At 60.3% G+C, this 19,100-nt stretch carries 19 protein-coding genes; 16 read left to right on the forward strand and 3 right to left on the reverse strand.

All coding sequences use genetic code 11. From position 1 onward, the window contains the following. The first annotated feature begins 276 nt into the window (after positions 1–276). The 3 genes from AU175_RS01225 to AU175_RS01235 all read left to right on the forward strand — a co-directional run bounded on the left by AU175_RS01225 (position 277) and on the right by AU175_RS01235 (position 4,118). On the forward strand, positions 277–1,689 hold the full coding sequence (locus tag AU175_RS01225) for an aldehyde dehydrogenase family protein (RefSeq protein ID WP_066285246.1): 1,413 nt from the start codon (positions 277–279) through the stop codon (positions 1,687–1,689). Between the two features lie 91 nt (positions 1,690–1,780). After that, complete coding sequence (locus tag AU175_RS01230) at positions 1,781–3,328, forward strand: APC family permease (protein WP_082978943.1); 1,548 nt, start codon at positions 1,781–1,783, stop codon at positions 3,326–3,328. A gap of 196 nt (positions 3,329–3,524) precedes the next feature. Further along, entirely contained in the window at positions 3,525–4,118 is a 594-nt protein-coding gene (locus tag AU175_RS01235) for a TetR/AcrR family transcriptional regulator (protein WP_066285248.1), read from the forward strand. 97 nt (positions 4,119–4,215) lie between these two features. Here AU175_RS01235 and AU175_RS01240 read toward each other — a convergent pair whose 3' ends face one another. Next, on the reverse strand, positions 4,216–5,739 hold the full coding sequence (locus AU175_RS01240) for a PAS domain S-box protein (protein WP_197497001.1): 1,524 nt from the start codon (positions 5,737–5,739) through the stop codon (positions 4,216–4,218). 165 nt (positions 5,740–5,904) lie between these two features. On the opposite strand from AU175_RS01240, the gene AU175_RS01245 reads away from it, so the two are divergent. The 6 genes from AU175_RS01245 to AU175_RS01270 all read left to right on the forward strand — a co-directional run bounded on the left by AU175_RS01245 (position 5,905) and on the right by AU175_RS01270 (position 11,095). Further along, positions 5,905–7,044 carry an acyl-CoA dehydrogenase family protein gene (locus AU175_RS01245; RefSeq protein ID WP_066285249.1) on the forward strand — a complete coding sequence of 380 codons (1,140 nt, stop codon included), beginning with the start codon at positions 5,905–5,907 and terminating at the stop codon, positions 7,042–7,044. Between the two features lie 22 nt (positions 7,045–7,066). Continuing rightward, complete coding sequence (locus AU175_RS01250; protein WP_066285250.1) at positions 7,067–7,441, forward strand: hypothetical protein; 375 nt, start codon at positions 7,067–7,069, stop codon at positions 7,439–7,441. A 57-nt stretch (positions 7,442–7,498) separates the two neighbouring features. Then, positions 7,499–8,779 (forward strand): aromatic ring-hydroxylating oxygenase subunit alpha, encoded by a 1,281-nt coding sequence (locus AU175_RS01255; RefSeq protein WP_066285251.1) that lies wholly within the window; start codon positions 7,499–7,501, stop codon positions 8,777–8,779. Beyond that, on the forward strand, positions 8,769–9,326 hold the full coding sequence (locus tag AU175_RS01260) for an aromatic-ring-hydroxylating dioxygenase subunit beta (protein ID WP_082978945.1): 558 nt from the start codon (positions 8,769–8,771) through the stop codon (positions 9,324–9,326). The genes AU175_RS01255 and AU175_RS01260 overlap by 11 nt, the downstream gene beginning before the upstream one ends. A gap of 7 nt (positions 9,327–9,333) precedes the next feature. After that, positions 9,334–10,074, forward strand: a complete 741-nt coding sequence (locus AU175_RS01265) for an SDR family NAD(P)-dependent oxidoreductase (RefSeq protein WP_066285252.1) — start codon at positions 9,334–9,336, stop codon at positions 10,072–10,074. Positions 10,075–10,156: 82 nt separating this feature from the next. Beyond that, positions 10,157–11,095 carry a PDR/VanB family oxidoreductase gene (locus AU175_RS01270; RefSeq protein ID WP_231938412.1) on the forward strand — a complete coding sequence of 313 codons (939 nt, stop codon included), beginning with the start codon at positions 10,157–10,159 and terminating at the stop codon, positions 11,093–11,095. Between the two features lie 110 nt (positions 11,096–11,205). Here AU175_RS01270 and AU175_RS01275 read toward each other — a convergent pair whose 3' ends face one another. Further along, the gene (locus tag AU175_RS01275; protein WP_066285254.1) at positions 11,206–11,826 is read right to left on the reverse strand and encodes a response regulator transcription factor; all 621 of its coding nucleotides are present in this window, start codon (positions 11,824–11,826) and stop codon (positions 11,206–11,208) included. A gap of 223 nt (positions 11,827–12,049) precedes the next feature. Here AU175_RS01275 and hpaC point away from each other — a divergent pair, with 223 nt between their 5' ends. The 3 genes from hpaC (at position 12,050) to AU175_RS01290 (ending at position 15,413) form a co-directional block, all read left to right on the forward strand. Beyond that, positions 12,050–12,568 carry a 4-hydroxyphenylacetate 3-monooxygenase, reductase component gene (gene hpaC / locus AU175_RS01280; protein WP_066285255.1) on the forward strand — a complete coding sequence of 173 codons (519 nt, stop codon included), beginning with the start codon at positions 12,050–12,052 and terminating at the stop codon, positions 12,566–12,568. Beyond that, complete coding sequence (locus AU175_RS01285) at positions 12,565–13,881, forward strand: amidase (protein ID WP_066285256.1); 1,317 nt, start codon at positions 12,565–12,567, stop codon at positions 13,879–13,881. Before hpaC ends, AU175_RS01285 begins: the two co-directional genes overlap by 4 nt. Positions 13,882–13,985: 104 nt before the next feature. Then, positions 13,986–15,413: an MFS transporter gene (locus tag AU175_RS01290; RefSeq protein ID WP_231938413.1), complete on the forward strand. Its 1,428-nt coding sequence runs from the start codon at positions 13,986–13,988 to the stop codon at positions 15,411–15,413. 86 nt (positions 15,414–15,499) lie between these two features. Here AU175_RS01290 and AU175_RS01295 read toward each other — a convergent pair whose 3' ends face one another. After that, a complete protein-coding gene (locus tag AU175_RS01295; protein WP_066285258.1) occupies positions 15,500–15,766 on the reverse strand; it encodes a hypothetical protein in 267 nt (88 codons plus the stop codon). 205 nt (positions 15,767–15,971) lie between these two features. Between AU175_RS01295 and AU175_RS01300 the strand changes: the two genes are divergently transcribed. The 4 genes from AU175_RS01300 (at position 15,972) to AU175_RS01315 (ending at position 19,078) form a co-directional block, all read left to right on the forward strand. After that, positions 15,972–17,075: a mandelate racemase/muconate lactonizing enzyme family protein gene (locus tag AU175_RS01300; protein WP_066285259.1), complete on the forward strand. Its 1,104-nt coding sequence runs from the start codon at positions 15,972–15,974 to the stop codon at positions 17,073–17,075. A 34-nt stretch (positions 17,076–17,109) separates the two neighbouring features. Then, complete coding sequence (gene catC, locus AU175_RS01305; protein ID WP_066285260.1) at positions 17,110–17,397, forward strand: muconolactone Delta-isomerase; 288 nt, start codon at positions 17,110–17,112, stop codon at positions 17,395–17,397. A 51-nt stretch (positions 17,398–17,448) separates the two neighbouring features. Next, positions 17,449–18,297: a catechol 1,2-dioxygenase gene (gene catA, locus AU175_RS01310; RefSeq protein WP_066285261.1), complete on the forward strand. Its 849-nt coding sequence runs from the start codon at positions 17,449–17,451 to the stop codon at positions 18,295–18,297. Between the two features lie 223 nt (positions 18,298–18,520). Continuing rightward, positions 18,521–19,078 carry a nuclear transport factor 2 family protein gene (locus tag AU175_RS01315; protein ID WP_066285262.1) on the forward strand — a complete coding sequence of 186 codons (558 nt, stop codon included), beginning with the start codon at positions 18,521–18,523 and terminating at the stop codon, positions 19,076–19,078. Positions 19,079–19,100 lie beyond the last annotated feature (22 nt).

Consider the following 19,100-nt stretch of genomic DNA (forward strand, 5'->3'; position numbering starts at 1 on the left):
CATTCGCGTGAAAGGTGGGAATGTGTTTTTCTATGACTGTAGAGATTACGCCATTGTGATCACGGCCACAAGGCCGGAGCGGACACAAAAGTTTTTTTCGCCAATTGTGGAAAAAAGCATGACAAGGGCGGGAAACGCCGTCTACTGTGTGTTGTGTCACACGTCATGCAAGCAGATGAGCCATGACGGCAAGAGCTTCCTCCACCACGACCGAGCCGCACGTGCACCTCATGCCGCCCCTCGGTCCCTGTGAATCCACCCAGCAAAAGGAGCACGATGAACATCAGCACTGCCCCCGGTACCGCGGAACGAGCATCATCGCCGGCAAGATCAAGGACAATCTTTGACCCGGCGACCGGCGAGCCGGTGGGGGACGCCCCGGTGCATACCGTCAGCGACCTTGAAGCCGCGGTCGAAGGCGCCGCTGCGGCACAACCGGAGTGGGCCGCCTTGGGCCACGAGGCGAGGTCCGCCGCACTCATGAAGGCCGCCGACGCCGTCGAACGCTCTGCCGAAGAGCTTGCCCACCTGCTATCCCGGGAGCAGGGCAAGCCGCTCAACGGCCCAAATGCCCGGTTCGAGGTCAGCGCATGCGGCGCGTGGCTTCGCGCCACGGCCGCTACCCCGCTCAACCCCGAGACAGTGGTCGATGACGGGGAAACCCGTGCAGAACTCCACTATCGGCCCATCGGGATCGTTGGTGCCATTGGTCCCTGGAACTGGCCGATGCTGATCACCATTTGGCAGATCGCCCCCGCCCTGCGCATGGGTAACGCGGTCGTGGTCAAACCGTCCGAATACACGCCGTTGTCTGTGCTGGCCCTGATCAAGGTCATCAACGAGCAACTGCCCGAAGGCCTGCTATCGGTGGTCAGCGGGGGCCGTGACGTCGGTGCCCGGTTGGTCGAACATCCCGCGATCGGAAAGGTCATGTTCACCGGCTCCACCGCCACCGGCAAGGCGATCATCAGGTCCTCCGCGGCGACCGTCAAGCGGCTGACCCTTGAACTGGGTGGCAACGACGCCGGGATTGTCCTGCCCGACGCCGATCCCAAGGCCATCGCCGAAGGTTTGTTCTGGGGCGCGTTCATCAATACCGGGCAGACCTGCGCCGCACTGAAGCGCCTCTACGTGCACGACGACATCTACGACGCCGTCTGTAGCGAGCTGACCGCCTTTGCGGCAGCCATGCCAATGGGCGTCGGTCTTGATGAAAACAACGTATTGGGTCCGCTGCAGAACCGGCAGCAGTTCGACATCGTCGCCCGGCTGGTGGAGGCAGCGAAGGAATCCGGCGCCCGCGTTCTGCTCGGCGGAAACCCGGACACCGATCAGCCCGGCAACTTCTATCCCACCACCCTCGTGGCCGACATCGACAATGACAACCCCCTCGTCGCTGAAGAGCAGTTTGGCCCAGCCTTGCCGATCATCCGCTACAGCTCCGTTGACGAGGCCGTTGCCAAGGCAAATGGGCTCGACGTCGGACTGGGCGCCTCAGTCTGGTCCGCTGACCCCGCCGCAGCCCGCGAAGTCGCATCACGCATCCAGGCAGGAACTGTATGGATCAACGCCCACGGAATGGTCAACCCCTTGATTCCTTTCGGAGGATCCAAGCAGTCGGGTTACGGCCTTGAATTCGGCGTTGAAGGACTCAAAGCCCTTGGCATTCCCCAAGTAATCAACGGCTAAGACCCACGTTTGACTGGCGGTTTGCCCCACGGGGTAAACATGCACTCCTAAGCAACTCCCCTGCACCCCGCACCACCTTTCGGAGGCTGAAATGTCCCAACACTACCCAGAATCCACCGTTGTCGCTGACCCGCCGGGCCTAAGTCGGCGCACGCTCGGAGTACCCGCGCTTGTCTTTATGACCATCGCCGCTTCGGCTCCCCTGACTGTCGTCGCCGGAGGCTACCCCAGCAACTTCGCCGTGAACGGCGTGATAGGCGTACCACTGTCGTTCATTGTGCTGGGTGTGGTCCTTACCCTGTTCACGGCCGGCTACGCCGCCATGAGCACAAAAATCCGAAACGCCGGCGCCTTTTACGCATATATCGCCCAAGGGCTGGGAAAGAGAACGGGCGTTGCCTCCTCGTTCCTTGCCCTCACTGCCTACAACAGCATCCAAGTGGCAGTCTATGGTCTCTTCGGGTTCGCCTCGGCAGCGTTCATCAACGCCAAGACAGGCTCGGATATCCCCTGGTGGGCAACGGCCGGCGTCGCCTTCCTGGTTGTAGGATGGCTCGGCGTCAACAAAGTGGACCTCTCTGTCCGTGTCGTAGCGGTAATGGTCGGACTGGAATTTCTGGCAGTCATCATCTTTGACGTGGCCGCCTTCGTTGTTCAGCCCGAAGGAGTATCGACAGCAGGGCTGCTGCCGGGCGACCTCTTCACCGCCGGCGTTGGGGGCGTACTGGCCTTCAGCATCGCCTCGTTCATGGGTTTTGAATCCGCGGCCATCTACAGCGAGGAGACGAAAAACCCCACCCGCTCCATAGCCAGAGCCACCTACATCTCCGTCGCTGTCATCGCAGCCTTCTACGCTTTCTCTGCCTGGGCCATGACGATCGGGACCGGTCCGAGCCAGATTGTTGCAGCTTCACGGGAAATGGGACCCGAACTCATGTTCGCCTTCATCGGGCAAAATGTCGGCACGATCATGGCCGACATAGCCCAAGTACTCTTCCTGACAAGCCTCTTTGCAGCTCTGCTTGCCTTCCACAACGCTGTGGCCCGATACGTTTTCTCCCTGGCCCGGGAAAGTGTCCTTCCCCAACGGCTCGCTTACGTCAACGGTCGCACGCATGCCCCGGTGGCCGGCTCACTCACCCAATCCGCCATAGCCCTGATTGCCATACTGATCTTCGCCGTCGCGGGCACGGGCTCCGAACTCGGCCCGCTCTTCCCCGTCCTGACGCTCTTCACGTGGCTTTCAAATACAGCCGCCCTCGGACTGGTGTTTCTCATGGTTCTGGTTTCCCTCTCCGTCTGGGGCTACTTCCGTACCGACCATCACGGGCACTCACTCTGGACCCGCCTCATAGCCCCATTGCTCAGCGCCCTGGCACTGGGACTCGTCTGCGTACTCATCTTCGTAAACTTTGACGTACTCATCGGCTCCTCAGGCTCCTCACCTCTTTCCTGGATCCTCCCTGCCATCGCCCTGCTACCGGGCGCCGCAGGACTGTGGTGGGGCCACCACCTCAAGACCAAGGCACCCGCAGTCTTTGACGGCATCGGACACGGCAGCGAAGGTGTCTCTGGCCAAGAACACCCTTCCGGCCAGCGAGCATCAGATAGCGAGGTCCTGGGGGTCAACCAGACATAGCCAACAGATGCATGCTTGGCACCCTCGGCACCCTCACCGGACGGCCGAGGGTGCCGTTCCTTTTCGCACTTTCTGTCCACCCTCCAGCAACGGCCATCCCAACACCTGGCTAACTCGGCGATCCCGTGAGGCGCGGGGGCACCGTCGAGTTACGCTAAATGGAGTCCGCACGTCGGACGGAGTAAAAGGAGTATTGGTGCCAAAAGTTGTTGATCACGATCAGCGGAGAGTGGAGCTGGTGGGCGCCACATGGAGGCTCATCGCCCGCGACGGCCTCGAGGGCGCAACCATGCGGGAAATCGCCGCAGAGGCAGGATTCGCCAATGGCGCCTTGAAACCCTACTTTGGCAGCAAAGAGCAACTGCTCACCTTCGCTTTCGAGCATGTGTTTAACGAGACGAACAAAAGAATAGACAATGCCACCGGGAGCAAGAAGGGCTTGGCTGCTCTGCGGCTGTTCTGTCACGAGGTACTCCCGCTGGATGAGGAAAAACGGAGCGAAGCCCGGATCGTCATAGCGTTCTGGCAACGCGCCCTGGTCGATGAGTCCAAATCCGCGTTGCATGAACAATCCATGGAACAGTGGCGCAAAAGGATACTCGTCCACCTTCGGGACGCCCGGGCGGCTGGGGAAACGCTCCCTCTAATAAGCGATGACGACTTCGCCGGGATCCTGATGAACATGCTTCTCGGCGCGCAAACAAGCGCTGCCCTCGCCCCTGGCACCAGTACCCCGGCCCAGCTCATTTCCCACCTGGAAGCTCTGCTCCGGCTCATACACAACCCATAGTTGTCCCGACCGACTCATTTTCGACGACCTGGGGGGCCGAGAGCACCCGCCATCATATGTCCCTCCGCTGTTACCCTGCTCGGGATCCTGGGTTTGCCTACTCGTCGTCGGTGCCATCCACTACGGCGAGCGGCAGCTCGAAGATGAAAGACGCTCCCCGTGAATCGTTTTCTTCGGCCCAGAGACGGCCCTGTTGACGGGTGATGATGCGGTGGCTAAGAGCGAGACCGATGCCGCTTCCTGTTGACTTCGACGTGAAGGCACCGTCGAAAATGCGCCCGTCCGGGATGTGCGCCAGTCCCTTACCGCGATCAGCGACGCGGAAGACACCGGAATCAGCCGTCGCGTAGGTGGTGATCGTGACGTGCCGTTCCTTCGCCGGCCACCCTGACATCTCGTCAATAGCGTTGTGGCAGAGGTTAAGTATCACTTGACCTGTGAGCACCTTCTCGCAGCGGATCCAGAGTGGCAGGTCGCTCTTGACGACTTGGACCTCCGTGTCGTGTTGCTGGGCACGGAGCATGATGAAGTAGAGGCAGTCTTCGACGATTTCGTTCAAATCGACAATCTGTTCGGATTGTTCAAGCTGAACTACGAACGAGCGCAAACTGGAAACGATGTGGTTAGCCCTATCGATCTGCTTCCTTGCGTTATCCAGGCCGTATTCGAGGTCATCGCGGCTGGTTGTCGGATTGACCAGCCGGCGAGCCACTCCGTCGATAAAGTTTGTGGCCGCGGCGAGCGGCTGACCGAGCTCGTGGGCGATGGCCATAGCCATGTCCCCCATCGCGTTGTAGCGGCCAAGGTAGTTAAGGTGCTCCAAGTCCCGCCGGTGTTGCTTCTCAGCCTCCACCTGCTCGGAGATGTCGTGGAGGAGGACCAGCGTCCCGGTCAGGTCGTGCTCAAGTGCGATGTACTGGCAGCTGGCCCCGAACCATGCCGTTGTTCCGTCAGGGCGCGCAATCTGCAAGCGGAGGCTCACCGGGGAACCTTCCGCGTGGGGGCTGGCAAGGGCCTTCTGGAGTTCCGGCCTGGACTGCTCCGAGCACAGGCCCAAGAGGTCGGTGCCAACCAATTCGTCTACGTCCCTGCCGAGCTGCTCCCCGCCGGCAACGCTGGCATAACTGATCACCGAGTCCTGATCCACGACCAGGATTCCTTCCGCCATGTGCCGCAGGAAAGCCTGCAGCCTTCCTTCGGTCCGCTGAAGGTCGGACTTCAGCAGTTCCTCTTTTTCGATGTCCCGGAACTGCACCATGACAACGGGCCGCTGACGCAGGTCAGCCCTTACGGCTATAGCTTCTGTGAGGAATTCACGGCCAGTCTTTGACTTGTACATCCATTCAATGCGGCTCATCCCGTGGTCAACGGCATCCTGTAGCCAATGAACCCCGATGGAGCGCCGGAATCTCGGATCAGCGCTGCTCATGTCCGGCGCCTTGAGAGGCCTCAATTCATCAAGGCTGAACCCCAGCATGTCGCAGGCTGCCTGGTTGGCCCACAAGATGTCTTTGGTCTCGGCATCATGAATGAGGATGCAGTACGTCAGCGACTGCATAAGGCTGGCGTAGTCGCCAACGTCAGGGAAGGGTAGCTCGCTACCTAAAGAGGAGTTGGACACAAGGAATTTTACGCCCTGACAGCCAGCGCCGGGCATAGGTGAATTCCTTAGCAAAACGAGGAAATGCTGTGCTGGCCCGCGAAGAATCTCCAATTGTTGCGTCATCGGCACCCCCATAGCTTTGAAGCAGACAAAATTCGTTGCTGAACCCCTTGGGAGCCACACATGACAGAAGTCCTAAACCCGACTTCAAGCGCCACCTTAGACGAGGTGCTGAAGACGGTGGAGCGTCGCCGCGAAGAATTCAGCGAACAGAAGTCGCTGCCCGAAGATGTGATCGCTGAGTTCAAAAAGGCCGGAATCTACCGCTCAGCAACTCCCAAACAATTCGGAGGCGACGCCCTGCCTCCCGCTGAATTTCTGAGGATTGTTGAGCGCATCTCCGCCGTTGACGCCTCGGCCGGCTGGGTCGCGAGTTTCGGTTCTGCCGTGTATCTGGCGGCCCTGCCGCTGGAAACCCAGGCGAAGCTTTATGCCGAAGGCCCGGACGTTGTCTTCGCAGGCGGGCTCTTCCCCGTCCAAAAGGCAGACCGGTTCCCTGGTGGATGGAACGTCACCGGGGAATGGAAGTTTTCAAGCGGCTGCCGCGGTGCGGACATCATCGGCGTCGGGCTGGCAGGCGGAGACGACAACAACGGAAAGCCCCTCACTGCCCTGCTGCGTCCGGACCAGGTTCAGATTGTCGAAAATTGGGATGTCATTGGACTCAAGGGCACCGGCAGCAACGATTTGCGCGTGCAGGGAGAGTTCGTACCGGATGAATGGACGTTCATACGGGGTGGCGAACCGACCGTCGATGAGCCGCTCTACCGCTACCCGGCAATTGCCTATGCTGCCCAGGTCCTTGCGGCCGTAAACCTGGGCACAGGCCGGGCAGCGCTCGACTACGCCACCCGCGTAGGCAGTGGACGCAGCGGGATCACCGGCGCCCCTAAACTGGCAGATCGGGCCTACTACCGCATCGACATCGCCAAAGCCGAAGCGTCCCTGCTGTCGGCCCGTGCGTTCTTCTACGACATTTCCGAAGAAGTGTTCGCCACTGTAACTGCAGGCGACCCGGCCACAGACAAGCAAAAGGCTCTCCTTCGCCTGGCCTCCACCCATGTGGCGAAGGTGGGAGCGGCAGCAGTCCAGAGCGCATACACGTTGTCCGGAACCGCTGCCATCTACGATTCCAACCCAATGCAGCGATACCTCCGGGACGCCTCCGTTGTAACCCAGCACGCCTTCCTCGGAGACGGAATCTACGACGGCGCAGGCGCAGTACTCATGGACACCCCGCCATCCATCCCGGCATTCATCTAGAACACTGCACCAAGGAGCCAACGTGACTACCCCCAGCGAACCCCTGCGAGTGCTTTTCTGCATCGGAATCAACCAGAACTTTTTCGACCTTCCCAAGAATGACATCGGCAGTGTCTGGACCGCATTCTCAGGAATGATGTCCGAGATGGCCCGCATGCAAGGCGTGCACGTCATCGGCAACATGGACGACGACTCCCACATGGTAGGCCCCTCCACAGGTTGGCCCTGGACCTGCTACATTCTCGCCGACGTTGACACCCAAGAGACCGTTAAGGCCGCCTGCAACCTTTTCCGGACCACCATGATCGGCGAGCACGCCCTCTGGCACTACGCAACAGTCGAGGCCCGAATCGGCCGCGCCCTCGTGATCCGTGACGACGTAGCCCCGGCAGGATAGGCCACGGCAACTGGCCGAGATCCAACCACTATTTGACCTGCAATTGAAGGAGTACCAATGACTGTCCCCACTACAGACCGGTCAGGCGGTTTCGCCGGGCTGGCGGCCGACGACCGTGTTGCTGCCCGTCTCTACACAGATCCCGAAGTTTTTGACTGTGAGATGGAAAAGATCTTCTACAGCACCTGGGTCTGGGTCGCCCACGAGAGCGAAATTCCCGACGCAGGAAGTTTCAAAATGACGCACGTCGGTCTGCAGCCGGTTGTAGTCAACCGAGACCGCAAGGGCAACTTCAACGTTCTCCTCAACCGCTGCCGGCACCGCGGCGCCAGCGTCTGCGAGGTCCCCAAAGGCAAGGCCAACGGGTTCACGTGCCCGTACCACTCCTGGTCTTACTCGCTCGAGGGAAACCTCCGGGGCATCCCGTACCCGGACGGATACGAAGGCGTCATCGAAAAGCAGCAACTGTCGCTCCAAAAGCTGCGGGTGGAGTCGTACAACGGCCTCATCTTCGCCACTTTCAAGACGGACATCGAGCCCCTGGAGGATTTCCTCGGCGACGCGAAGATCTGGATCGACCGGTTTATGAAGCAGGGCGCAGGCTTCCCGGTGAAGGTCCAGGGCGAGCACAAATTCCGGTTCGATGGAAACTGGAAGATCCAGCTTGAAAACACCACCGACGGATACCACTTCCCGATCGTGCACCGCTCCTGGATGGCTTCGGTCGATGCGGAGACCGCTGACATGCTCTCCTTCATGACCGACGAGAAGGCCGTCACCCATGCCCTGGGCAACGGGCACAGCGTTGCTGTTATGGTCCCCGAACACGTTGACCTGGAAGAAGATGACGGTTCCGAAGAACTCCAGGAACGGTTCCGCCACATCATCGACGAACTGTCCGAAACGATGCCCCAGGAACAGGTGCGCCGCATCGTCCGCACCATGCACGGCGCCGGCTACAACCTGAACCTGTTCCCAAACCTCTCACTGTCCATGTCCTTCTTCCGGGTGCTCCGCCCCATCTCCGTCAATGAAACCGAAATCCAGCACATGGCACTTGGCCTGGACGGCGGACCCGAAAGTGTCAACCGGGAACGGCTCCGTATCCACGAGCACTTCCAGGGCCCCTTCGGTTTTGGCACCTCCGATGACTCGGAGGCATGGGACCGGGTCCAGCGCGGGGCAGTAGCCAACCCGGATATGCCTATCCTGGTCAACCGCGGCCTTGGCCGCGAAGAAACCGTTGAAGAAGGCTGGAAAACCTCGCACGTGACGGATGAAACCGGCATGCGCGAATCGTACGCAATGTGGACAAGGATGATGAGCGATGACAACTGAGGCCCCCGAAGCAGTGGAAGCGATCGACAACCGCCCAGCCCGCGAGCCCTTTAACCTGGGCCTCGGCAACTTGGCCGATCCCCGTGTCGCCCGAGCCATTGAACTCATCTGGCTCGAAGCCCAACTTCTCGACGATAAGGACTACGAAGCCTGGCAGACCCTATATACAGAAGATGCCAAGTACGTCATCCCGGTTGAACCGAACGTTGCCGACTTCGAATCGTCCCTGAACATGGTTTACGACGACGCGCGGATGCGCCACATGCGCGTAACCCGCCTGGTGCAGGGCTACTCCATGTCTGCGGTCGCTGCGGCCCGCACCTCCCGGACTATCTCCCGTTTCACGGTCCAGGAGATCACGGAGGACACCGTGACCCTACGTTCAGCGCAGGTGCTGGTGGGCTTCAAAAGGGACAAGTTCCAAATGCTCGGCGCTGACCTCACCCACCGGATCAGGATTGCCGGCGACGATGCCCGGATCGACCTCAAGGTCATCCGCCTGGTCAACTCCGACTCAGCCGTCAACGCCTCCGGCTTCCTCCTCTAGGAGCACCATGAACAACGTCGCACTAATCACTGGTGCTGCCCGCGGTCTCGGTGAAGTCATCGCGAGGACCCTGCACAAGGAGGGATTCCGGGTAGCGATCACCGGCACCACCACCGAATCCGTCCAGCCGGTCGCGGACAGCCTTGACCCTTCAGGGGACACCGTCTGGGCCGGCGCACTGGACATCCGCCGCAAGGAGGATTTCGAAGCGGTACGGGACGCCCTGGCCCAAAAATGGGGAGGGACCGACGTCCTGGTCAACAACGCGGGGCGCTCAAAGGTCGCCCCCCTGCTGGAGATAACCCCGGAAGACTTCTCCGCCAACGTCGAGATCAATCTCAAAGGGACGTTCCTCGGCTGCCAGGTGTTCGCACCGCATTTCCGGGACCGGGGCTATGGCCGGATCATCAACATCCACTCACTTGCAGGACATAACGGCGGGACCGCAACAGGGGCGCACTACGCCGCCTCCAAAGGCGGCGTATCCACCCTGACAAAGGTCTTCGCCAGGGAGTTCGCTTCCTCCGGCGTCACGGTCAATGCGGTTTCCCCCGGGCCCTTGGAGCTCCCGGTCGTCTACGAAACGGTGGATCCCAACAAATTGGACGCCATCAAGGCGAATATCCCGGTAGGCCGGTTCGGTGATGCGGAATTCATCGCCGACACAGTTGCCCTGCTCGCCTCCCCCGGCGCCTCGTCGGTGACCGGAGCCTGCTGGGACATCAACGGCGGAATCTACATGCGCTAAGCACAGCGAAAATAACTGCCGAAACCGAGAGAGCTGAAAAACAAGAAAGGAGCGTTGCCCCATGGGTATGTTCAGGGTACGAGTGGCTGAAGTACTGAAAGAGACGAACAACATCAAATCTTTCCGCCTCCAGCGCGTAGATGGGGCACGGTTCGACCCCTATCCGGCGGGTGCTCACATCGACATCGTCGGACCCACAGCTGTGGTGCGCCAATACTCTCTGTGCAGCCCGCCGGACTCCACGGAGGACTACGTGATCGCCGTCAAACTTGAGCCGGAGTCGCGAGGCGGTTCAGCCGCCCTCCACGACCAGGTGACAGTCGGCCACGAACTAGAGATTAGCGCCCCACGCAATCTCCTCGCGGTCGTGCCCAGCGCTGACCGTCACATACTCGTGGCCGCAGGCATCGGCGTCACACCCATGCTCAGCATCGCCTACCACCTGCATCGCGCCGGACAGGACTTCGATCTGCATTATTTTGCCCGGTCACGCGACGAAGCGGCCTTCTGCGACCTGATGAGCCAAAAAAGTGGATTTGGTGAACGCGTCCATTTCCACTTCGGTCTCAAACGCGAGGACCAACCATCCGCCCTGGACAAAGCGTTCGTGGGCCTGACATCTGCTTCGCACGTCTACACCTGCGGACCAGAGGGTTTCATGAAGCGCGTTCAAGAACACGCCTCTGCCGTGATTCCAGAAGACAACGTGCACATCGAGCATTTCCAAGCCGGAGAACCTGTAGATTCTGACAGCGACACCCCCTTTGAGGTCGAACTGGACGGCGAGGTTTTCGAGGTTCCTGTGGGGAAATCCATCGTGCAGGTTCTGGCTGAAAACGATGTCGAAATCGACACCACATGCCAGGAGGGCATCTGCGGTACCTGCATCATGGGGGTCTTGGCGGGCCAGCCTGACCATCGTGACCAGTGCATGTCCAGCAGCGAGAAGAAGGCTAATGACCAGATTGCTGCCTGCGTTTCGAGAGCCAAGAGTTCACGACTGGTCTTGGAAATCTTCTAGAAAAGGGCTTTCGGGCTCTTGCAGAAACTAAAGAACGACGCAGCAGGCCGGCCCTTGTGGCCGGCCTGCTGCGTCTTGTGGTCCTCGCAACTATGGCCGACCTCCCCAGATCAGTTCACTGGTACATCATGCTGCAGGATGTCCCGGACGAGAGTGGCGATACTGTCTGCCCCTGTCTTGGCCTTAATCCGGGTTCTGTGCACGTCGACTGTCTTCACACTGGTACCCAGTCTCCGGGCAATGTTCTGGCTCGGCAGGCCGTCGATAACTAAAGCGAGAATTTCCCGCTCCCGCGGAGTCAAGCCGGAAATCCGTTTCTTGATTTCCCGTCTGCCCCGGTCTGCTTCGAAGCGCTCCTGAGCCAGCTCCAGGGTTTCCTGAACCACGTCCAGCATGTGCTGGGGATCGTACGGCTTTTCCAGGAAGTTCATCGCACCCTGCCGCAATGCCTTCACCGACATCCGTATGTCCCCATGTGCCGATACGAAGATGATGGGAATCGGCGAGGAAACCTGATTCAATGTCTCCTGCAGCTGGAACCCACCCGTCCTGGGCATCCGCACATCCAGCACCAGGCATGCCGGAAGTTCTGGATCGTATTCGGCAAGGAACGTGGCCACATCGTTGTAGATGCATGACTTGATGTTCACCGACTCCAACAGCCACGAAAGTGAGTCGCATAGCTCCTGATCATCGTCGACGATGTAGACGAGAGCTTCGGGTGAATCCATGGATGACGACCTTGCAAGGGGGAAATGGGCTTCTTTGAAGCTACCTAGCCCGCAACCCGGTAGTCAACGAAGACGCCCGTAAGGATGTCACCTATTTATCTAAGGCGAACGCTAAAGCATGCTGGAATAAATCGCAATACTCATTAGCCGGGAAGCATCCTAGATTTTTTCTCATAGGAATCACGAAACGACCGGTTTCCGGTCACGGCGGTTGGAGAATGAAATGCCTGAACTTTCCCAGATACAGAAAGATTTCCGCTCAGCCATGGCCCACTTGCCGGCAGCGGTTAACGTCGTCACCACGGACGGCCCACACGGCCGGGTAGGCATCACTGTCAGCGCGGTCTGCTCTGTCACGGATGCGCCGCCCACCGTCCTCGTCTGCGTAAACCAGAGCAGTGCCACACACGACATCTTCAAGAACAACGGCGAGATCTGCATCAATGTCCTCAGCGGTGAACACGAGGAACTTGCCCGCCACTTCTCAGGTGCGACCAAGGTGCCCATGGAGGAACGCTTCGGATGGGACATCTGGGAAAAGGACGCCGGAAACGTGCCGGTACTGCGGGACGCATTGGTGAAAATTGTCGGCCGTATCAGCGACCGCAGCACCCAGGGATCCCACTCAGTGATCTTCGTTCAGGTAGACCGAATTGAAGTCCAGGAGGAGCGTGACAGCCTCGTTTACTTCAAGAGGCAGTTTCATCGTCTTTCCGTAACCCCGGAGCTGGTCGCAGTTTGAACGCCCCCAACAGCCTGCTGGAGCTGACCGCCAGACTCCGAGACGGGATCGTCACTCCCCATGACGCCGTCGCAGAAAGTCTCAAGTCGATCGCTGACACGGAAGAGTCAATTCGGGCTTGGGTAAGGGTGGATGAGGACGGCGCCGCGAGGCAAGCATCCGCCCTCGAAACCATCGGTGGCACAAAAGGGCCTCTGTGGGGTGTCCCCGTTGCAGTGAAAGACCTTATCGACGTCCAGGGCCTGCCAACGGAGTGCGGATCCCGGCTGAAATGCGGTGTTCCTGCTGAGGTGGACGCAGACTGCGTCCGTCTCCTGCGGGAGGCCGGCGCCGTCGTACTTGGTAAAACCGTCACAACCGAATTTGGCTACTTCAGCCCGGGCCCCACCCGCAACCCCGCCAACCCTGACCACACTCCCGGTGGCTCATCCAGCGGCTCAGCAGCCGCCGTCGCAGCCGGAACTGTGTCCCTGGCCCTCGGAACACAAACCGCCGGTTCCCTCATCCGCCCAGCGTCCTACTGCGGTGTTGCAGGGTTTGTCGCCGCACAAGGACAGTTCGCGATGACCGGTATCACCGGATTGAGCAGGTCCCTGGATTCCCTCGGCTTGCTGGCCCGCAACGTGAAGGACCTTCGCTATGCCTGGAATGCCCTGGGCGGCTACGACGCAATCAAGGTTCAGGACAACCCGGGTTCCGTGGACCTCCTGTTCTGGAACGGCAGCGGGCTGGACGACCTGACCCCGGACATGACAGAAGCGCTGGACCACGCCTCCGCAGTCCTCGGCAACGGCCACGACATCCACCTCACGGAGTGGACAGACCACGAACTCATCCGCGCTTTGGCGAAAGACCACGCCACAGTGATGGCTGCGGAAGCCGCCGTCGAGCGTTCTGCCGAACTGACTCAACCCGAGGCGCTGAGCCAGCCCTTCATCGATCTCCTCACCGCGGGCCGCGGCATCAAGGAGGAGGAGTACCAAGCTGCCCTCGCGCGCATCGCCGCATCCCGCCGCAAATTTCTGGCAGTGCCGAAAAGATTCGATGCGGTCCTGGGCCCGGCAGCCCTGGGGGCGGCGCCGCGCGGCATTGGCGCCACAGGAAGTCCTGTCCTCAGCCGACCCTGGCAGGCGTTGGGCATGCCGGCGTTGAGCATCCCCGGATTACGCAGCCGTTCCGGCATGCCTCTTGGTTTGCAGCTCATCGGCCTCCCCGGCCGGGAGCCGCAACTCTTCGAAATCGGTGAACGGATAGAAGCCGCCCTCATCCTCACCTCTGCCGGGCATCACGCCCAGCCAGCTTTGTCCGACTAAGCCAGCATCTGCTGCTTCCCCACTCCCCTTAAACACAGAGGCAAAATATGACATCCACAACGGCAAAACCAGGATCCCTGGCAGACGCGGTTCAAACTGGCCGCATGAACAAGCGGGCGTGGCTGATCACAGTTATGCTCGTTCTCTTCCAGATCATCGCCTTCGCCGACAAAGCCGTCCTTGGCCTCGTGGCCCAACAAGCGATCCCTGAACTCGGCATCAGCACTGTCCAGTTTGGCTTCATTGGCAGCGCCTTCTTCTTCCTGTACGCCATCGCATCGGTGCTCCTGGGAATATGGGCAGGCAAAGTCCCCATCAAGTGGGTGCTCCTCGCCATGGGACTCAGCTGGGCAATCCTTCAATTCCCGATGCTCTTCGGCGGTGGCGCAGCTGTCCTTCTCGTCACCCGAATCCTGCTTGGCGGTGCGGAGGGACCCGCAACGGCCATCTCACTGTCATCAGCGCATTCCTGGTTCCGTCCGGCGGACAGGTCCTTGCCCAGCAACCTCATTGCCATCGGTTCAACCCTCGGGCCCGTGGTCGCAGCTCCCCTCCTCGCTGTCATCATCGTCAATTTCGGCTGGCGGTGGGCCTTCGGCGTATTGGGAATCATTGGACTTATCTGGACAATCACCTGGTTCATCCTGGGAGGGGACGGCCCATACGGCGGCAAGCGAGGCAAACCAGCCCCCAACGCCTCCGCCGTTCCCGAATCTCAGGCAGCTACCGATGCGGAGGCGCATGCCAGCGAGACGGAAGCGGGCTCAACTGAGCAGGACAGGCTGACGGGAATCGATCGTCAGAAGCGCGTTCCATGGCGCGCCATCCTCATGTCTGGATCCTTCGTCGTAGCCGTATTCGCAGGATTCACCAACTTTTGGACTCAAGGGTTCCTCACCACCTGGTCCCCCAAATACCTCGCGGGAGTTGTCAATCTCTCTCCCGAAATGGTCGCTGTGTTCTTTACTTTCCCCTGGCTCTTCGGAGCCGCCGTCCTGCTCGCCCTAGGCATCCTCGGTCGCTACCTCATGAGGCGGGGCGTCAGCGTCCACAAAGCCATCGGCGTGCCCTTTGGTGTTTCCCTTGCCGTGGCTGGAGCGTCCTTCCTCCTTTTGCCCGCAACAACAGGCGCGGCGTCCGTAGCTCTACTGACGATCGCCGCCGGGTGCAGTGTTATCTACCCCATGGCCCCCAGCGCCATGGCCTATGCGGTCGGCCCCCAGCAGCGGCCGGTCCTCATGGCCACCCTGGGAGGCATCGCATCTGTCGGTGCCATCATTTCCCCAACAGCAGTCGGTCTCTTCATGGAGAACGCCGGCTACCGCACCCGTCCAGGGCAAAAGGACACAGCAGAGATGATCGCAAACATGACCGATGGTGTTCACCAATCCTTCGGCGTAGCAGGCGCGCTGCTTCTGGTGGCCGGCGTCCTGTCGGTCTTCTTCCTTAACCCCGACCGCACAGGCCGCCTACTGCAGAACAAGTACGCTACGGATGCCGCCGATGAGAGCCCTGTCCCGGCTACCAAGTGACTGAAACAAACCGCTAAAGAGGAGTGGCTCCGCTGGAATTATCCAGCGGAGCCACTCTTCTTTAGCGTGCCTGGTTGCCTGTGCGTTTACCGCCAGGCTGCATCGGCCGTCCAGTATTCCATGCCGTTGGCGCTCATCCCATGCTGCCACTCAGAAATGCGTTTCAGCTCAGGCTCGACCAAAGCAGTGACGGCATCAGCCGCCATGGGCCCATCCTCATCAACCTGCCAATGAACCCAGTTCACCTCAAGGCCATGCTCATCATGAACGAACAGGTCCACGTGGTGCCAGCCATAACCAAATGTGTCCACGTAGCAGGTCAAAAACATGCGATGGAAGTTCCGTTGTCGCATCCACAGCCTCCTTAGTCTCGTTTCTTCCGAACCCTACGACGGATTTCCCTGCCGCGACAGGAGAGAAAGCCTTACAAAGGCCTGTGATAGTTCGCCTGTTGGTTGTCCCGCCGGGCCACGAAAATTGAGGAGACAGGACCCGTGACGCGGATCCTGTCTCCCATCCAGTGAAACGACGTTATCGTCACGACCAAAGGGGTTGCAGTTGAAGATAGATCGCATCGAGGCGATCCCCTACTCGATCCCGTACTCAAGGCCCCTCGCTTTCGCTAGCGGCTATGTGAGCGACGCTGAGCATGTGCTCATCCGCGTGCACACGGACGAGGGAATTACCGGAGTGGCAGATCTTCCCCCACGCCCCTACACATACGGTGAAACGCAGCAGTCCGCCGTCGCCGTCGTAGAGACGATTTTCGCGCCCGCAATCCTGGGTTTGGACCCGCTGGAGCGCGGGAAGATCCATGCCATCCTCAACCGGACTGTCCACAATCAAGCCGCCAAGGGCTCCATCGATATCGCCCTGTGGGACATCATTGGGAAGTCCTGCGGCTTACCCGTATGGAGGCTGCTCGGTGGGTACACGGACCGCATGTCGGTGAGCCACATGCTTGGATTCAAACCAGCGTCGGAGCTCCTTGAGGAAGCAGCCAGCATCAGGGCCGAATACGGCATCAACACCTTCAAGCTCAAAGTGGGGCGCCGCCCACTCGCGCTTGATATCGGGGCTTGCCACGTATTGAGGGATGGCCTGGGTCCAGAGTCGGACATCTACCTGGATGCAAACCGCGGCTGGACAGCAAACGAGGCCCTGGAGGTCCTTCGAAGGACAGAAGGGCTGGGGCTTTCGCTGCTGGAAGAGCCTTGCGACGCGAAAGAGACCATGAGCCGGCGCCGTCTCGTCACCAAATCGGCCATCCCCGTCGTAGGTGATGAAAGCGTTCCCACCGCCGGGGACGTCTCGCGGGAACTGCTCTCCGGCGGCTGCAACGCCATCAGCATCAAGACAGCACGCAGCGGGTTTACGGAGGCCCAGCAAATCCTGGGGCTGTGCACGGGACTGGGCGTCGACGTCGTCATGGGGAACCAGATCGATTCCCAAATTGGAACGCTTGCCACCGTGGCATTCGGGGCGGCACACGAGGCGACGTCCCGCAGGGCCGGTGAACTTTCAAACTTCCTGGACATGTCCGATGACCTCCTGACGGAACCGTTGACCATCACCCACGGAACGATCAGCGTCCGCGACGCTCCAGGCGTCGGGGCCGACATCGATCCGGAGCGGCTCGAACGCTACCGTCAAGACCGCTAGCCGACAGACCAAACACACGCCGGAGGTATCCACCATGCTTTATCTCGTCAGGATGGACGTAAGTGTCCCATCGCATCTGCCAGCGGCAGAAGTCGAAGCCGCCAAAGCCACCGAGAAGACCCGTTCCCAGGAACTGCAGCGTGACGGGCGCTGGGTTCACCTGTGGCGCGTCGTTGGCCGCTACTCCAACTACTCAGTCTTTGACGTGGACAGCAACGACGAACTCCACGAAATCCTGCAGGCACTCCCGCTTTACCCCTTTATGAAAATCGAGGTCACACCCCTCGCCCAGCACCCTTCCGCCCTCGATAGCACCACGTAACGGAACACGTCAGGTATCGCTAATGAACCCTGACACTCAGAAAGGAACACCATGTCCGTAGAAACACAGGCCACCGCCGCTGACTCGGGAGCGAAGGCTACCGAGCGCTTCCGGGCCAAAAAGAGTTTCACCTCCGAAGTTACTACCGAACGGGTTAACCGGCTTGCTTCACGCGCCATCAGGGCCCTGGTAGACACCGTCCTTGAGGAAAAGGTCACCTATGAGGAGTACAACGCCTTCAAGGCCTGGCTGATCGAGGTGGGCGAAACCGGTGAATGGCCGCTTTTCCTGGACGTGTGGGTTGAACATGCTGTCGAGGAAGTGGCCAACGAGAACCGCGAAGGCAGCAAGGGCACCATCGAGGGCCCCTACTATGTGCCCGAGTCACCGGTCTTGGAGTCCCCGGCAACGCTCCCTATGCGCGACGTTGAGGCGGGCACTCCCCTGGTGCTGCACGGCAAAGCCACCAGCGTCGACGGCCGCCCCCTTGCCGGCGCAGGAGTGGAGATCTGGCATGCGGATGACCTTGGCTTCTACTCGCAGTTCGCCCCGGGCATTCCGGAGTGGAACCTGCGCGGCACGATCCTCACGGACGCCGAGGGCCGTTATGAGATCAACACCGTCCAGCCCGCGCCCTACCAGATCCCCACAGACGGGGCGTGCGGCAAGCTCATCGAAGCAGCGGGCTGGCACGCCTGGAGGCCTGCACACCTGCACCTGAAGGTCAGTGCCGACGAACACCAACTCATCACCACGCAGCTGTACTTCCAGGCCGGCGAACACCTCACGGATGACATCGCATCGGCAGTCAAACCCGAACTGATCCTCAATCCGCAGGAGAGGACCGACGGCTCCGGCCGTGAAGTCGGCTACGACTTCGTCCTCGCACCAGCCAAGTAGCGCAGCCCGGCAGTTCGTCGAGGAGCCACGGCATGGTCGAGCCCTGGGTTCTTCAGGAGACCATGCCGGCGACTCACCAGTGGAAGCCGTTCTCTCGTCCCACCCAAGCGTACGAACGCACAGTTTTGCAGGGCACCGCCTGCATTGCGCAATATGCAGCGCAATGCAGGCGCCTAGCTCCGTTGGACCATCCCACGACCAACACAACGATATGGAAAATACGATGTCTGAAGAAACGACTCTGGCAAGCCTGGTCCAGCGCATTGACGTGCTGGAGGCTGAAGCCGAAATCCGCCGTCTCCAGGCCCGCTACATGTTCCTCTGCGACACCCCCTGCCCTGAATTTGCGGTCCGTGACGACGCCCACCGCATCGACCTGATCGTGGAGCTCTACGCTGAGGATGCCGTGTGGGAAGGCGTAGGTGAGTACTACGACAATCAGTTCGGCCGCGCCGAGGGGCACGAGGCGATCCGCGAACACTTCAGACGCTTCTGGGGTGAGAAACAGGAACCCGCACTGCTGCTCAACGCCCACTACCTCACCTCAGAACAAATTTATGTCGACGGTGACAACGCCACCGGCCAGTGGATCCATATGCAGCCTTGGCTCTTTTCCGACGGGACGTCGTTGCTGCGGTCGAGTCGGCTCAACAATTCTTTCCGAAAGACTGGCGGCGGCTGGAAAATCACCAGGACCCGCACTGAAAATGTCTTCATTGCACCCCTGTCGGACGCCTTCGCCTCGGACTATCCGTCGGCCTCCGTCCTGATGGGGCCCTAGAGCGTGTTGCTAAACCCCTTTT

It is taken from the genome of Arthrobacter sp. B6 (assembly GCF_001663775.1).
GTDB lineage: Bacteria > Actinomycetota > Actinomycetes > Actinomycetales > Micrococcaceae > Arthrobacter.